This window comes from Bacillus sp. UNC69MF (assembly GCF_000746035.1).
In the GTDB taxonomy this organism is placed as follows: Bacteria; Bacillota; Bacilli; order Bacillales; family Bacillaceae; genus Bacillus; species Bacillus velezensis.
Window position 1 is genome coordinate 755,272 of sequence record NZ_KN050798.1, and the last position, 15,728, is coordinate 770,999.

At 45.3% G+C, this 15,728-nt stretch carries 19 protein-coding genes; all 19 read left to right on the forward strand.

Annotated elements, in window-relative coordinates; translation table 11 throughout:
• Positions 1–20: 20 nt before the first annotated feature.
• The 19 genes from trmFO (at position 21) to fliL (ending at position 15,720) form a co-directional block, all read left to right on the forward strand.
• Positions 21–1,328 (forward strand): FADH(2)-oxidizing methylenetetrahydrofolate--tRNA-(uracil(54)-C(5))-methyltransferase TrmFO, encoded by a 1,308-nt coding sequence (gene trmFO / locus BR62_RS0115845; RefSeq protein ID WP_032871468.1) that lies wholly within the window; start codon positions 21–23, stop codon positions 1,326–1,328.
• 69 nt (positions 1,329–1,397) lie between these two features.
• Positions 1,398–2,315, forward strand: coding sequence for a tyrosine recombinase XerC (gene xerC, locus BR62_RS0115850; RefSeq protein WP_032871470.1), 918 nt, complete (start codon positions 1,398–1,400; stop codon positions 2,313–2,315).
• Positions 2,316–2,330: 15 nt separating this feature from the next.
• The gene (gene hslV / locus BR62_RS0115855) at positions 2,331–2,876 is read left to right on the forward strand and encodes an ATP-dependent protease subunit HslV (RefSeq protein ID WP_003154267.1); all 546 of its coding nucleotides are present in this window, start codon (positions 2,331–2,333) and stop codon (positions 2,874–2,876) included.
• A 16-nt stretch (positions 2,877–2,892) separates the two neighbouring features.
• Positions 2,893–4,296 carry an HslU--HslV peptidase ATPase subunit gene (gene hslU, locus BR62_RS0115860; protein WP_007611413.1) on the forward strand — a complete coding sequence of 468 codons (1,404 nt, stop codon included), beginning with the start codon at positions 2,893–2,895 and terminating at the stop codon, positions 4,294–4,296.
• A gap of 37 nt (positions 4,297–4,333) precedes the next feature.
• Complete coding sequence (codY, locus tag BR62_RS0115865; protein ID WP_003154263.1) at positions 4,334–5,113, forward strand: GTP-sensing pleiotropic transcriptional regulator CodY; 780 nt, start codon at positions 4,334–4,336, stop codon at positions 5,111–5,113.
• 353 nt (positions 5,114–5,466) lie between these two features.
• The gene (gene flgB / locus BR62_RS0115870) at positions 5,467–5,856 is read left to right on the forward strand and encodes a flagellar basal body rod protein FlgB (RefSeq protein ID WP_003154260.1); all 390 of its coding nucleotides are present in this window, start codon (positions 5,467–5,469) and stop codon (positions 5,854–5,856) included.
• Complete coding sequence (flgC, locus tag BR62_RS0115875; RefSeq protein ID WP_007409776.1) at positions 5,856–6,308, forward strand: flagellar basal body rod protein FlgC; 453 nt, start codon at positions 5,856–5,858, stop codon at positions 6,306–6,308. Before flgB ends, flgC begins: the two co-directional genes overlap by 1 nt.
• Before the next feature lie 10 nt (positions 6,309–6,318).
• Positions 6,319–6,639 (forward strand): flagellar hook-basal body complex protein FliE, encoded by a 321-nt coding sequence (gene fliE / locus BR62_RS0115880; protein ID WP_007409777.1) that lies wholly within the window; start codon positions 6,319–6,321, stop codon positions 6,637–6,639.
• Between the two features lie 42 nt (positions 6,640–6,681).
• Positions 6,682–8,292: a flagellar basal-body MS-ring/collar protein FliF gene (gene fliF / locus BR62_RS0115885; protein ID WP_032871472.1), complete on the forward strand. Its 1,611-nt coding sequence runs from the start codon at positions 6,682–6,684 to the stop codon at positions 8,290–8,292.
• 12 nt (positions 8,293–8,304) lie between these two features.
• Positions 8,305–9,321, forward strand: a complete 1,017-nt coding sequence (gene fliG, locus BR62_RS0115890) for a flagellar motor switch protein FliG (RefSeq protein ID WP_003154256.1) — start codon at positions 8,305–8,307, stop codon at positions 9,319–9,321.
• Positions 9,314–10,069, forward strand: a complete 756-nt coding sequence (fliH, locus tag BR62_RS0115895) for a flagellar assembly protein FliH (RefSeq protein WP_032871474.1) — start codon at positions 9,314–9,316, stop codon at positions 10,067–10,069. Before fliG ends, fliH begins: the two co-directional genes overlap by 8 nt.
• Positions 10,066–11,382: a flagellar protein export ATPase FliI gene (gene fliI, locus BR62_RS0115900; protein WP_032871477.1), complete on the forward strand. Its 1,317-nt coding sequence runs from the start codon at positions 10,066–10,068 to the stop codon at positions 11,380–11,382. Before fliH ends, fliI begins: the two co-directional genes overlap by 4 nt.
• A gap of 5 nt (positions 11,383–11,387) precedes the next feature.
• Positions 11,388–11,831 (forward strand): flagellar export protein FliJ, encoded by a 444-nt coding sequence (gene fliJ / locus BR62_RS0115905; protein ID WP_003154253.1) that lies wholly within the window; start codon positions 11,388–11,390, stop codon positions 11,829–11,831.
• Positions 11,832–11,842: 11 nt separating this feature from the next.
• A complete protein-coding gene (locus BR62_RS0115910; protein ID WP_007409780.1) occupies positions 11,843–12,457 on the forward strand; it encodes a MotE family protein in 615 nt (204 codons plus the stop codon).
• 6 nt (positions 12,458–12,463) lie between these two features.
• Positions 12,464–13,807: a flagellar hook-length control protein FliK gene (locus tag BR62_RS0115915; protein ID WP_007409781.1), complete on the forward strand. Its 1,344-nt coding sequence runs from the start codon at positions 12,464–12,466 to the stop codon at positions 13,805–13,807.
• Entirely contained in the window at positions 13,808–14,248 is a 441-nt protein-coding gene (gene flgD, locus BR62_RS0115920; RefSeq protein ID WP_007409782.1) for a flagellar hook assembly protein FlgD, read from the forward strand.
• A gap of 24 nt (positions 14,249–14,272) precedes the next feature.
• Complete coding sequence (gene flgG / locus BR62_RS0115925) at positions 14,273–15,049, forward strand: flagellar basal body rod protein FlgG (RefSeq protein WP_007409783.1); 777 nt, start codon at positions 14,273–14,275, stop codon at positions 15,047–15,049.
• A gap of 39 nt (positions 15,050–15,088) precedes the next feature.
• A complete protein-coding gene (locus BR62_RS0115930; RefSeq protein ID WP_003154243.1) occupies positions 15,089–15,304 on the forward strand; it encodes a swarming motility protein SwrD in 216 nt (71 codons plus the stop codon).
• Positions 15,301–15,720 carry a flagellar basal body-associated protein FliL gene (gene fliL / locus BR62_RS0115935; RefSeq protein WP_032871479.1) on the forward strand — a complete coding sequence of 140 codons (420 nt, stop codon included), beginning with the start codon at positions 15,301–15,303 and terminating at the stop codon, positions 15,718–15,720. The genes BR62_RS0115930 and fliL overlap by 4 nt, the downstream gene beginning before the upstream one ends.
• The last annotated feature ends 8 nt before the right edge of the window (positions 15,721–15,728 follow it).

The window sequence follows — 15,728 nt, forward strand, 5'->3', positions numbered from 1 at the left end:
ACAACAGGAGATGAAAAGAAATGAACCAGCAAACAGTTAATGTAATCGGAGCAGGCCTTGCCGGAAGTGAAGCGGCATGGCAGCTTGCAAAACGAGGAATTCAAGTGAAACTATATGAAATGCGGCCCGTCAGGCAGACGGCAGCCCATCATACTGATAAATTCGCCGAACTGGTATGCAGCAACTCCCTCCGTTCAAATACACTCGCCAATGCGGTAGGCGTATTAAAAGAAGAAATGCGGGCCCTTGACTCGGCAATCATTCAATCTGCTGATAAATGCTCGGTTCCGGCCGGGGGAGCGCTTGCCGTTGACCGTCATGAATTTGCGCAAAGCGTGACGGATCTCGTGAAAAACCATCCGAACGTAACGGTTCTTACTGAGGAAGTAACAGAGATTCCGGAAGGCCCGACTGTTATCGCGACCGGACCGCTTACGTCAGAATCGCTTTCACAGCAGCTGAAAGAGCTCACGGGAGAAGAGTATCTGTATTTTTATGACGCGGCGGCGCCGATTGTCGAAAAAGACAGCCTCGATATGGAGAAAGTGTACTTAAAATCCCGTTATGACAAGGGAGAAGCGGCGTACTTAAACTGCCCGATGACAGAGGAAGAGTTCGACCGTTTCTATGAAGCATTGACGACGGCTGAGACGGTACCTTTAAAAGAATTCGAGAAAGAAATCTTCTTTGAAGGCTGCATGCCGATTGAAGTCATGGCGAAAAGAGGCAAGAAAACAATGCTGTTCGGACCGATGAAACCGGTCGGACTGGAAGATCCGAAAACAGGCAAGCGCCCTTATGCAGTCGTTCAGCTCAGACAGGATGATGCGGCGGGAACGCTTTATAATATTGTAGGTTTTCAGACACATTTAAAATGGGGAGACCAAAAAGAAGTGCTTAAACTGATCCCCGGTCTTGAAAATGTTGATATCGTCAGATACGGCGTCATGCACAGAAACACATTTATCAACTCGCCGAGCCTTTTGAATCCGACATATCAATTTAAACAGCGGAACGATCTGTTTTTCGCGGGCCAAATGACCGGCGTAGAGGGTTATGTTGAATCTGCCGCTTCAGGTCTTGTAGCGGGAATCAATGCCGCCAAACTTGTGCTCGGTCAGGATCTTGTGACATTCCCGCAGGAGACGGCGATCGGAAGCATGGCTCACTACATTACGACGACAAATCAGAAGAACTTCCAGCCGATGAATGCAAACTTCGGCCTCTTAAAAGAATTGCCTGTAAGAATTAAAAACAAAAAAGAACGAAATGAAGAATACGCTAAACGCGCAATTGAGACTATTCAAACTATTTCGAAAACGATATAGCTTTTCATTGCAACTTCGATGCATTATATGATACCATTTAAAAGCCCTTCGGAGAGGGAGGTCTTCATAATGACTGAGAATGTTAACTTTTTTTTAAAGTTATTCGTTGAATATTTACAAATTGAAAAAAATTATTCACAATATACTATTGTGAATTATGTTAATTCGATTGAAGAATTTGGGATGTTTCTGCATGCTCAAAATATAAATGGAATGAAAGAAGCTGCATATCATGATGTGAGAATATTTTTGACAGAGGCTTATGAAAAAGGCCTGTCAAGAAAAACAATCAGCAAGAAAATTTCAGCTTTGAGAAGCTTCTATAAATTTTTAATGAGGGAAAAGCTTGTTGAAGAGAATCCGTTTCAGCTTGTTCATCTGCCGAAACAAGAGAAACGGATTCCGAAGTTTCTTTATGAAAAAGAACTTGAGGAACTATTCGCTGTTTCAGACAGAAGTCAGCCGTCAGGGATGCGCGATCAGGCCCTGCTTGAGCTTCTTTATGCGACCGGAATGAGGGTCAGTGAGTGCTGTACGCTCACTGTCAGCGATCTTGACCTGTTCATGGATACGGTGCTCGTTCACGGGAAAGGCAAGAAGCAGCGCTATATCCCGTTCGGCTCATATGCCCGTGATGCGCTGGAGCTGTATATCAACAGCGGAAGGCAGTGCCTGCTTGAAAAAGCAAAAGAGCCTCATGATGTGCTGTTTGTCAATCAAAGAGGCGGCCCGCTGACCGCCAGAGGAATCCGGTATATTTTAAGCGGGCTTGTAAAAAAAGCATCCGGCACTTTACATATACACCCGCATATGCTTCGGCACACGTTTGCGACTCATCTGCTGAATGAAGGGGCTGATTTAAGAAGCGTCCAGGAGCTTTTGGGCCATTCCAATCTGTCTTCTACGCAGATTTACACGCATGTATCGAAGGAAATGCTGAGAAACACATATATGTCCCACCACCCGAGAGCTTTTAAAGAAAATTAAAAGGAGGCCCTTCTCATGTCATCTTTTCATGCGACAACGATTTTTGCCGTCCAGCATAACGGGAAAAGCGCTATGTCAGGAGACGGCCAGGTCACATTCGGTCAGGCTGTAGTCATGAAACATACTGCAAGAAAAGTGAGAAAGCTGTTTAACGGAAAGGTTCTGGCCGGATTTGCGGGATCTGTTGCAGACGCTTTCACACTTTTTGAAATGTTTGAGGCGAAGCTTGAAGAATACAACGGCAATTTAAAACGTGCGTCGGTTGAGCTTGCGAAAGAATGGCGCAGCGATAAAGTGCTGCGCAAGCTGGAAGCCATGCTGATTGTCATGAACCAGGATACCTTGCTTCTCGTATCGGGAACAGGTGAAGTGATTGAGCCGGATGACGGCATTTTGGCAATCGGCTCCGGCGGAAACTACGCCCTGTCAGCAGGAAGAGCGCTGAAAACCTATGCCGGAGAGAATCTGTCCGCCAAAGATATTGCAAAAGCCGCTTTGAAAATCGCGGGCGAGATTTGTGTGTACACAAACGATCAGATCATTTTGGAAGAACTTGAATAGAAAGGACTTGAGGCGCATGGAAAACAAACCGTTAACACCGAGACAAATCGTAGATCGGTTGGATCAATACATTGTAGGACAGCAGGATGCGAAAAAAGCTGTCGCCGTGGCATTAAGAAACCGCTATCGCAGAAGTCTTCTTGATGAAAAACTGAGAGACGAGATCGTCCCCAAAAACATCCTGATGATGGGCCCGACCGGGGTGGGGAAAACAGAGATCGCCAGACGGATCGCCAAGCTTACCGGTGCGCCATTTATAAAAATTGAAGCGACAAAATTTACAGAAGTCGGCTATGTAGGCAGAGATGTCGAATCAATGGTCAGAGACCTCGTTGAGACATCCGTGCGGCTCATTAAAGAAGAAAAAATCAGCGAAGTGAAAGAACAGGCTGAAGAAAATGCAAACAAACGTATAGTGCGGCTTCTCGTTCCGGGAAAGAAAAAACAAGCGGGTGTGAAAAATCCGTTTGAAATGCTTTTCGGAGGAAGCCAGGCGGCAAATGATGATGAAGCCGACCAGCAGGAAGAAGCAAGCCTTGAAGAGAAAAGAAAGCGCATGGCGCATCAGCTCGCATTGGGAGAGCTCGAAGACCATTACGTCTCCGTAGAGGTGGAAGAGCAGCAGCCGTCGATGTTTGACATGCTGCAAGGCTCCGGGATGGAGCAGATGGGCATGAATATGCAGGATGCGCTGAGCAATCTGGTGCCAAAAAAGAAAAAACGCCGCAAAATGACGGTCAGAGAAGCAAGGAAGGTTCTGACCAATGAAGAGGCAGGCAAATTAATCGATATGGATGAAGTCGGCCAAGAGGCCGTGTTAAGAGCTGAAGAGGGCGGCATTATCTTTATTGACGAAATAGATAAAATCGCAAAAAACGGAGGGGCTTCTTCCTCAGCAGATGTATCGAGAGAAGGCGTTCAAAGAGATATCCTTCCGATTGTCGAAGGATCTACCGTCGTCACGAAATACGGCTCCGTCAAAACAGATCACGTGCTGTTTATCGCAGCCGGGGCATTCCATATGGCCAAACCGTCTGACCTGATTCCGGAGCTGCAGGGCCGCTTTCCGATTCGTGTAGAATTGAGCAAGCTGACGGTAGATGATTTTGTGAAAATTCTCGTCGAACCCGATAACGCGCTGTTAAAACAATATCAGGCTTTATTGCAGACAGAAGGTATATCTCTTGAATTTTCTGACGAAGCTATTCGTAAGATCGCCGAAGTGGCTTATCATGTGAATCAGGATACGGACAACATCGGAGCGAGAAGGCTTCACACGATATTGGAACGTCTCTTGGAAGACCTGTCGTTTGAAGCGCCGGACGTGACGATGGAAAAAGTCGCCATCACGCCGCAATACGTTGAAGAAAAGCTCGGAACGATTGCAAACAACAAAGATCTAAGTCAATTTATATTGTGAAAATTTAATAAGAGGAATTCTAGGAGGATTATTTATCATGGCTTTACTACAAAAAACACGAATTATTAACAGCATGCTGCAGGCTGCGGCAGGCAAACCCGTAAACTTTAAAGAAATGGCTGAAACGCTTCGTGACGTCATTGATTCTAATATTTTCGTCGTCAGCCGCAGAGGAAAGCTTTTGGGCTACTCTATTAATCAGCAGATTGAAAATGACCGCATGAAAAAAATGCTTGAAGACCGCCAGTTCCCGGAAGAGTACACGAGAAATCTGTTCAATGTTCCGGAGACGTCTTCAAACCTTGATATCAACAGCGAATACACGGCGTTTCCTGTAGAAAACAGAGACCTGTTCCAAGCGGGCTTAACAACGATCGTGCCGATCATCGGCGGAGGAGAGAGACTGGGCACGCTCATTCTGTCCCGTCTGCAGGATCAATTTGAAGATGATGATCTCATTCTTGCTGAATACGGAGCAACCGTTGTAGGAATGGAGATTTTAAGAGAAAAAGCGGAAGAAATCGAAGAAGAGGCGCGAAGCAAAGCGGTTGTTCAAATGGCGATCAGTTCTCTGTCTTACAGTGAACTTGAAGCGATTGAGCATATCTTTGAAGAGCTTGACGGAAACGAAGGCTTGCTTGTGGCAAGTAAGATTGCGGACCGTGTCGGCATTACGCGTTCAGTAATCGTTAACGCGCTGAGAAAGCTGGAAAGCGCAGGCGTCATTGAATCCAGATCACTGGGAATGAAGGGGACGTACATTAAAGTTCTGAACAACAAATTCCTTATTGAATTGGAAAACCTTAAATCTCATTAAGACAAAAGCAGGATCCCTAAAAATGGGGGTTCTGCTTTTTTTATGGACAATAGGTGAAAAGTTGCAGTTTAAAGTTGCTTATTGGAATCTGATCTGAGATAATCCATCTTGCTGTGTGAAAAAAGGAGGAAGAAACAGAAATTCTGCTATTTTCAGTCTTATATTAAACAAATCCTTGTAGTACAAATATTCTAGGACTTAATACCTACATGCAAAATAGATATAATTGAGCACTTTTTTTTAGCCTAACTTCATAGACTTTAAGCCTGTTATTTCTTACAATAAGCATATGGTTTTACAATTCTCGACAAGGATTTTTAGGAGAAAAATATCTGAAATGGAGGTAAGTGGATTTGGACTTATTTTCTGGAACTATACAAAATCTTGAGAATGCCTTGGGGAGAGCGGACATTAAGCAAAAAGTCTTAACTAATAATATCGCCAATATAGATACACCGAACTATAAGGCAAAAAAAGTCTCTTTCCGAAATTTGTTAGATCAGGAAACATCCAATCTTGAGGCTGTAAAAACCGACTATCGGCACGTTGACTTTACGGGTTCGGGGGACGATTATTCTATCGTGTCCAGCAGTGATACATCGTACCAGCAAAACGGAAACAATGTCGATATCGACAAAGAAATGACAGATTTAGCCGAAAACCAAATTAATTATCAGGCTTTGGTTGAAAGAATGAGCGGCAAATTCAATTCTCTGAAAACCGTCTTGACAGGAGGAAAATAATGAGTGGCTTTCAAAGCTTAAATATTTCGGGTTCCGCTTTAACTGCACAGCGTGTCCGGATGGACGTCGTATCGTCCAACCTGGCCAATATGGATACAACGAGAGCGAAGCAGGTAAATGGCGAATGGGTGCCTTACAGAAGAAAGCTGGTATCTCTCCAATCCGGAGGCGAATCATTTTCGTCCCTTTTACATTCCAAGATGAACGGAACAGGAAGCGCGGGAAGTGGCGTAAAGGTATCTGGTGTTACGGAAGACCCGTCCGCTTTTAATCTCGTTTATGATCCGGAGAATCCTGATGCGAATAAAGACGGATATGTACAAAAACCAAATGTAGATCCATTAAAGGAAATGGTGGATCTTGTCAGCAGCTCGAGATCATACGAAGCAAACGTAACTGCATTAAACGCCTCCAAAGGCATGCTTTTGAAGGCGTTAGAAATCGGAAAGTAAGGTGATGTAAGTGGTTAACGCTATTACTCCTTTTCAGCTTCAACAAACCCAAAATACTCAAAACGTAACGAATCAATTAAACCAAACTCAAAAAACTGATTCTTCAAACCAAACAAGCTTTTCGGAGCTTTTAAAAAACTCTATTGATTCGTTAAATGAGTCACAAGTGAAATCTGACCAAATAACGAACGAACTGGCTGCAGGAAAGGATGTAAACCTTGACGAGGTCATGATCGCTGCCCAAAAAGCAAATATTTCTCTGACGGCCGCTACCGAATTCCGCAATAAAGCCGTGGAAGCCTATCAGGAAATCATGAGAATGCAGATGTAGTGGTCAGATTGAAGAGAATGACTGGAATGACCGGGGGTTAACATGAATCGTACTCTAATGCAAATGAAAACCAAAACGGCAGCGTTTTGGAACAACAGATCAAAAACACAGAAGATACTCATGGTAAGCGGCTTGGCCGCATTCATTATTTTACTCATCGTCGTTATTATTTTTACTTCGTCTGAAAAGATGGTGCCTCTTTATAAAGATTTGTCCGCGGAAGAAGCGGGGAAGATTAAAGAAGAGCTCGATACGAAAAAGGTGTCTTCTGAACTTGCTGACGGCGGCACGGTCATTAAGGTTCCTGAGAGCCAAGTGGATGCGCTTAAAGTCCAGCTTGCCGCGGAAGGCCTGCCGAAAACGGGATCAATTGATTATTCGTTTTTCGGACAAAATGCGGGCTTCGGCCTGACGGATAATGAGTTTGACGTTTTAAAGGTTGAGGCGACTCAGACCGAATTGTCAAACCTGATAAATGAAATGGACGGTATTAAAAGCTCGAAGGTCATGATCAACATGCCGAAAGAAGCCGTGTTCGTCGGTGAAGATCAGCCGGCAGCGTCCGCTTCAATCGTTTTGCAGATGAAACCGGGCTACTCGCTTGATCAAAACCAGATCAACGGGCTGTACCATCTCGTTTCTAAAAGTGTTCCGAACTTAAAAGAAGATAATATCGTCATAATGGATCAAAATTCTACATATTATGACAAAAGTGACAGCGGTGCAGGGTCCGTTTCTGACAGTTATGCTTCTCAGCAAGGTATTAAGTCGCAGGTCGAAAAGGACATTCAAAAACATGTTCAGTCACTGCTCGGCACAATGATGGGGCAGGATAAGGTCGTTGTTTCCGTGACGGCGGATGTTGACTTCACGAAGGAAAAACGCACTGAAGACACTGTCGAACCTGTCGATAAAGATAACATGGAAGGCATAGCGGTAAGCGCCGAAAAAGTTGCGGAAACGTATAAAGGCGACGGCGCGGCCAACGGCGGCACGGCCGGAACGGGAAGCAATGACACCGCGAACTATGCCGAGACAAACGGCGGTTCAAACAGCGGGGACTACGAAAAAAGCAGCAATAAAATCAACTATGAAGTCAACCGCATTCATAAAGAAATCGCTGAAAGCCCGTATAAAGTGCGTGATTTAGGCATTCAGGTCATGGTGGAGCCGCCTAATCCGAAAAATGCCGCTTCCTTATCAGCACAGAGACAGGCTGATATACAGAAGATTTTAGGAACGGTCGTCAGAACGTCTCTTGATAAAAACGAAACGCAAAATCAAAACCTGACAGACAATGATATCAACAATAAAATCGTTGTATCCGTTCAGCCGTTTGACGGAAAAACAAGCCTGAACACAGATTCGGCACAATCTTCAGGTCTTCCGATCTGGGTATACATTACAGGCGGCGTACTGCTTGCGGCCATTATTCTGCTTATTATTCTCCTCATCAGAAAGAAACGCTCACAAGAGGATGAATACGAAGAATATGAATATGAAACACCGCCCGAGCCGGTTCGATTGCCTGATATCAACGAAGAGAAAATTGAAACGGAAGAAACAGTCAGACGAAAACAGCTTGAAAAAATGGCTAAAGAAAAACCGGAAGACTTTGCTAAATTGCTTCGAAGCTGGCTGGACGAGGATTAGGGGGAGTGGAAAATGGCGAAACGTGATCAGAACAAGCTTACAGGAAAACAAAAAGCAGCCATCCTCATGATTTCCTTAGGCCTTGATGTATCAGCTTCTGTGTACAAGCATTTGTCTGAAGAAGAAATTGAAAGATTGACACTCGAGATTTCGGGGGTCAGAAGCGTCGATCATCAAAGAAAAGATGAAATCATTGAAGAATTTCATAATATCGCAATCGCTCAGGACTATATTTCACAAGGCGGTTTAAATTACGCCCGCCAAGTGCTTGAAAAAGCGCTCGGAGAAGACAAAGCGGTAAGCATTTTAAACAGGCTCACCTCTTCTTTGCAGGTAAAGCCGTTTGATTTCGCGAGAAAAGCGGAGCCCGAACAGATTTTAAATTTCATTCAGCAGGAACATCCGCAAACGATGGCGCTGATTTTATCCTACCTTGACCCGGTGCAGGCCGGACAGATTTTGTCTGAGCTGAACCCGGACGTTCAGGCTGAGGTGGCAAGAAGGATTGCGGTTATGGACAGAACGTCTCCTGAAATCATAAATGAAGTGGAGCGGGTCCTTGAACAAAAGCTGTCCTCCTCCTTTACGCAGGATTATACGCAGACCGGCGGCATAGAAGCTGTTGTTGAAGTGTTAAACGGCGTAGACAGAGGAACGGAAAAAACGATCCTTGATTCATTAGAAATCCAAGATCCTGAATTGGCGGATGAAATCAAAAAACGGATGTTTGTCTTTGAAGACATTGTCACCCTTGATAACCGTGCGATTCAGCGCGTGATCAGAGACGTTGAAAACGACGACCTCCTGCTTTCATTGAAGGTTGCGAGCGAGGAAGTCAAAGAGATCGTCTTCAGCAATATGTCACAGCGTATGGTTGAAACGTTTAAAGAGGAAATGGAAATTATGGGGCCTGTGCGTTTGCGTGATGTAGAAGAGGCGCAATCAAGAATCGTGGGCGTCGTCCGCAAGCTGGAAGAAGCCGGAGAAATTGTAATCGCGCGAGGCGGAGGAGACGATATTATTGTCTAATATCATTAAACAGCAATCATCATTTTCTCCTGAACAAAAACGGCGCAAGCTTTCCTTGCAGGAAGTCAGGAAATCACATTCCCATCCAGACCGGGAGGAACCCGAAAATCCGGAGGCTCTCATGGCCTTTGCCAAGGCCGAAGCCGACAGGGTGTCTGAAGAAGCGAAAAATCAATTAGAGCACACTCTTCTGCAGATTGAAGAAGAGAAAAACCGCTGGGCGGAAGAAAAACAAAGATTGATAGAAGAAGCAAAGGCAGAAGGATATGAAGAAGGCATGGCATTGGGAAAAGCCGAGGCTCAAGCTGAATACGCCAATCTCATCAGCCGGGCCAATGCCGTTATGGAAATGGCGAGACAGTCAGTCGAGGAAAAACTGGAAAGCGCTGAGGAAGAGATTATTGAGCTTTCCGTTGCGCTCGCTAAAAAAGTATGGCGGCAAAAAAGTGATGATAAAGAGGCTTTCCTTCTGCTGGTCAAACAGGTAGTAGCCGAAGTAAAAGATTATGATGACATCTCCATCTATGTGGACCCTGAATATTATGAGACGGTTCATCAGCATATGGACGAAATTCAGCAGCTGTTATACAAAGAATGCAGAATAAGCTTATATGCCGATGAAAAAGCCGCAAAGGGAACGTGCTCGATAGAAACTCCGTTCGGACGTGTTGATGCAGGCATAGACACCCAGCTGATGCAATTAAAGCAAAAACTTTTAACGGCGCTTGAGGCGGGAGCGGAGCAATGAAGACACAGTATTTAATAGACTCAATTGAAACAGCGGATCCGTACAAACGCTACGGCAAGGTTAAACGGGTCATCGGGCTGATGATTGAATCAAAAGGGCCCGAAAGCTCAATCGGAGATGTTTGTCTCATTTATCCGAAAGGCCATGCGAGAAAAGCGATTAAAGCTGAGGTTGTAGGCTTCCAAGATGAAAACATTCTGTTAATGCCTTATCTGGAAGCGGCCAGCATCGCGCCGGGCAGCATTGTGGAGGCCACTGGCGAGTCGCTCCGCATCAAAGTAGGCGCGGGTTTAATCGGACAAGTTGTCGACGCGTTCGGCGAGCCTCTTGACGGCCGGGCGCTTCCGAAAGGTTTGTCCCCCGTTTCGACGGAACAGCCGCCGCCAAACCCGATGAAACGCCCGCCGATACGGGAAAAGATGGGTGTCGGCGTCAGATCGATTGACAGTCTGCTGACGGTAGGAAAAGGGCAGAGAATCGGGATTTTTGCCGGAAGCGGAGTCGGAAAAAGCACCCTGATGGGAATGATCGCGAAGCAGACTGAAGCTGATTTAAACATTATCGCACTCGTCGGTGAACGGGGGCGCGAGGTGCGTGAATTCATCGAGAAGGATTTAGGCGAAGAAGGCCTGAAACGCTCGATAGTCGTAGTCGCGACCTCTGATCAGCCTGCCTTAATGCGTTTGAAAGCGGCGTATACGGCCACCGCCATTGCGGAGTACTTCCGCGATAAAGGCCGGAATGTGATGTTCATGATGGACTCCGTCACGAGGGTCGCGATGGCTCAGCGGGAAATCGGCCTGGCAGCGGGAGAACCTCCGACAACAAAAGGATATACACCTTCTGTGTTCGCTATTTTGCCCCGTTTGCTGGAAAGAACGGGCGCGAATGAACAAGGAACGGTAACCGCTTTTTATACGGTTCTCGTAGACGGAGATGACATGAACGAACCGATTGCCGATACGGTGCGCGGAATATTAGACGGGCATATCGTTCTCGATCGGGCGCTTGCCAACAAAGGGCAGTTCCCGGCCGTGAACATCCTGAAAAGCATCAGCAGGGTCATGTCTAATATTTCAGACACAGCGCATATAGAGGCGGCCAACAAATTCCGCGATCTTCTGTCAACTTATCAAAACTCTGAAGATCTCATTAATATCGGAGCTTACAAAAGAGGGTCATCTAGAGAAATTGATGAAGCGATTCAGTTTTATCCGCAGCTTATTCAATTTTTAAAACAAGGAACGGAAGAACCTGCTCAATTGGAAGACAGCATTGCGGCATTGACGAGTCTGACAGGAAAAGAGGAATAAACATCGTGGCATACCAATTCAGATTTCAAAAGCTGCTGGAATTAAAAGAGAATGAAAAAGACCAAACATTGACTGAATACAGACAATCGGTTTCTGAATTTGAGACAGTGGCTGAAAAACTATATGAAAATATGAGCAAAAAAGAATTGCTCGAAAAAGACAAAGAATCAAAGCTGAAATGCGGGATGAGCGTTCAGGAAATGAGACATTATCAGCAATTCGTTTCCAATCTTGAGAACACCATCTATCATTATCAAAAGCTTGTCATCATGAAACGAAATGAAATGAATGAGAAGCAGGAACAGCTCACCGAAAAAAACATTGAAGTAAAGAAATTTGAAAAAATGCGGGAAAAACAATTTAATATGTTCGCACTTGAAGACAAAGCTGCAGAGATGAGGGAAATGGACGACATTTCAATCAAGCAGTTTATGATTCAGGGGCATTAGGAGCGAATGAAATGGCCGATAAAGAAAAGAGATCTGGAAAGTTCGGTTCAATCCTGCTTTTTATCATGATCCCGCTGATTTTTCTGATCATCGTCGCAAGCATCATCCTTTGGGCTGCCGGCGTTGATGTGATGAAGCCGATTCAGGAAACAGCCGCTAAAACGCCTGTTTTAAAAGAATTGGTTCCCGAAACGAAAGAAATGAAAAGCGCGGCGGAAAAGCAGAAGGAAGACAGAACGGCTTCTCTTGAAAAGACCATAAAGGAACAAAAAAGTGAAATTAACATTTTGAATAAAGATTTAGACACAAGCAAGTCCGAAATCGATAATCTGAATCAGAAAATCCGTTCACTGAAACAGGAAGCTGAACAGCAGCAGAAAACGAAGACGGATGAAACGAAAAAAGACGCTGCGGATTCAGCCGGAAAAGATAAAATGATCAACATCTATAAAAGTATGGACAGCGGTAAAGCGGCAAGCATTATCGTAAAGCTGAAAGAAAAAGAAGCCCTCGATATTTTAAACGGATTAAGTAAAAAGCAGCTTGCTGAAATCTTGACGAAAATGACTCCTGAACAAGCGGCTAAATATACAGAAAAACTATCCGCTGACGGAAATAAGGAGTGATGTAAGTTGAAGCTGCTTGAATTAACGGGTAATCGTACGCAGACTGTGCAAAACAGCAATGTGAAGATGAATGTAAACAGCTTAGGTCTATTTCAGAACTGGCTCCTGTCGGAAATCACTTCTCCCCGGCAGCCCGGAGATGAAACAAAAACAAGTGACGCAGAGCTGAATGATGCCCTATCGAAAATCGGTGATTGGCTGAAAGCCGGCCCGGAAGATAAAGAATTGCAGCTAAAACAGCTGCTTGAGGCGGTAAAAGCTCTTGAAGGAAAGCAGACGGCTGAAACAGCTCTTCCTTTATTGAAACAGCTTGCCGAATCTGTTGAAGACATGTTAGCGGGAAAAAAGCATGGGGCGAAGCCTGAAACGGATGAGCCGGATTCTTTCGCAAAAGACGGGGATTCCGTCAAGGATGCGCTTGAGAAGGGTCTGCTTTTCATTCAAGAAGCCGTATCCCAGCTCTTCACATCTCAGCAGGAACTGCCGGACAGCGCGCAGGCAAAGGCGGTTTACCAGGAAGGCGCCCGTTTATTAGAGGCATTGAAAAAACAAGGTGTCCCAGACCGCGTGATTCAAGACCTGCGGCAGACATTTTTTCCGAAAAACGAATCTGCATCTAAACTTTACTCCATGACAGCCGCTGAGCTGAAGAGCTTTCAAAGCGTCGCGGAGCAGCTTGCGGGCCTTTCTCAAAAGGGAACAAAGGAATGGGATATGGCTGAAACTGAGCTGAAAGCTTTTGTGTTATCTCAATCATCTGAATCATCCCAAGAGTCAGCCGGAAAAACAGAACAGCAAAACGGCGGCACGGTTTCTCACGCAAAGGCGCCTGACAGCAAATTGTCTGCACATATACTGTTTTCGGGAACGAGAAGCCTTGCCGGCATTCAGCAAACGTCCGCAGGAGCTGAACAGCAGCCGGCAGAAAATAAACCGTTAACGGATCAGGTCATCAGCGGCTGGAAACAGATGAAATACACGCCTTTCGGGAAAACAACCGGAAGCTTTACGATTCGTCTTAATCCCGAGAACCTCGGATTTGTCACAATTAAGGTGACAAACGAAAACGGGATGTTTCAAAGCAAAATAATCGCATCCAGCCAGTCCGCGAAAGAGCTGCTGGAACAGCATCTTCCTCAGCTGAAACAGTCGCTTCCGAATATGTCGGTCCAGGTCGACCGTTTTACAGTCCCGCTTCAAAGCGGGGATCAGCAGCCTGTTTACGGGCAGACGGCCGATCACAATAAACAGCAGCATCAGGGACAGAGAGAGCAGAAGAACCAGCAGCAGTCAGGCGATTTCGGAGATATGCTGGAGGAGCTTTCTCTCAATGAAATGGAGGAAGAATAGTTGACATCAGTAAACTCAGATTATGCCGCGGCGGGCGCTTCAACCACTTCAAGCGCGAAGAGCACCTCCGCAGTAAACAGCAGCACGAATTTAGGGAAAGACGAATTTCTGAAGATCTTAATGACACAGGTTCAAAACCAGGACCCGCTCAATCCGGTTGATGACAAAGAATTTATCAGCCAGATGGCGACATTTTCTTCATTGGAGCAAATGATGAATATGAATACGACGATGACTAAATTTGTAGAAAATCAAGATCCGTTTACGATGTATGTGAACTGGATCGGCAAAAATGTCACATTCAGCGACAGCGACGGGAAGGATCAGACAAGCCCAGTCAATTCAGTCAAGCATTCAAACGGCAATTACGTGCTCGTGCTTGAAAATGGCAAAGAGGTCAGTCCGTGGAATGTCACGGCCGTCAGCGAAACATCTAAATAATAAGAAACTCAGGGGGAATTTAACATGTTACGTTCATTATATTCCGGTATCAGCGGCATGAAAAACTTTCAGACAAAACTAGATGTAATCGGCAATAACATCGCCAACGTCAACACAGTGGGATTTAAGAAAAGCCGCGTTACATTTAAAGATATGATCAGCCAGACAGTCGCCGGCGGTTCAAACGTGACCAATTCAAAACAAATCGGCTTAGGTGCCGCGACTTCTTCCATTGATGTCGTTCATTCAACCGGCGCCCCGCAGGCTACACAGAATAAAACCGACCTAGCCATTGACGGAGACGGCTACTTTCAGATTAATACAGGTGCGGGAATTGTTTACACACGTGCGGGGAATTTCGGAAAGGACAATCAAGGGAACCTTGTTACGACTGACGGATACTATCTTGAAAAAATCGGCGGCGGCAAAATCAATATTCCGACTGATGCGAAAGATTACAGCATCGGTGCAGACGGAACCGTTACATACACTGATGCAGGGGATGAGGTTCATGATGCCGGACAAATCGGTCTGGTCACGTTCCCTAACAGCGCCGGTCTGGAAAAAATCGGAGGAAACCTTTACAGAGAATCATTAAGTTCAGGAGCTGCAAGCGCAGTCACCACTCCGGGCGAAAACGGAACGGGTAAGCTTTTGGCAGGCTATCTTGAAATGTCAAATGTAGATCTGACAGATGAATTTACCGAAATGATCGTTGCTCAGCGCGGTTTCCAATCAAACTCAAAAATCATTACGACTTCAGATGAAATCCTTCAGGAGCTGGTTAATCTGAAACGGTAAGGAGGGAGGAGAGGCGGTTAGGCCGCTTCTCCGGATTGCATGATTCAAGTCACCCGTTTAAACGGCCAGCCTTTTACGCTGAACGCGCTGTTTATCGAACAGATTGAGTGCTTCCCCGACACGACGATTACACTGTCCAACGGCAAAAAGTTCGTAGTGAAAGAACCGGAAGAAGCAGTTCTCAAAAAAGTCATATCGTTTTACCATAGCATACAAATATTTTCACTGGATCAGGGAATAGAGGAAGAAGAATGAAGAAAAAATTAGTCATCATTTTGCTGATTATTTTAATTGTCATCGCCGGCCTCGGAACGGCAGCATATTTTGTCGTCAGCGGAAATTCCGGCAAAGATAAAAAGCCGACAATTGACGAAGTCGTTGCAGCCACTGTGTCTGTCGACGATATCACGACAAACTTAAAGTCTGACAGCATCATCCGTATCGGCATCAAGCTTGAAACCGACTCGGCTAAAGCGAAGGAAGAACTTGAAAAACGCGATTTTCAGGTGAAAGACAACATCATTTCCATTTTAGCCGGCACAAGCGCCGGAGAGATTGAGGGAGATAAAGGAAGAGAAGCGTTTAAACAATCATTAAAAGAGAAAGTAAACAGCTATCTCCAAGAAGGAAAAGTTCAGAAAGTGTACATTACCTCCTTTAATCTGCAATAAAAACAAAT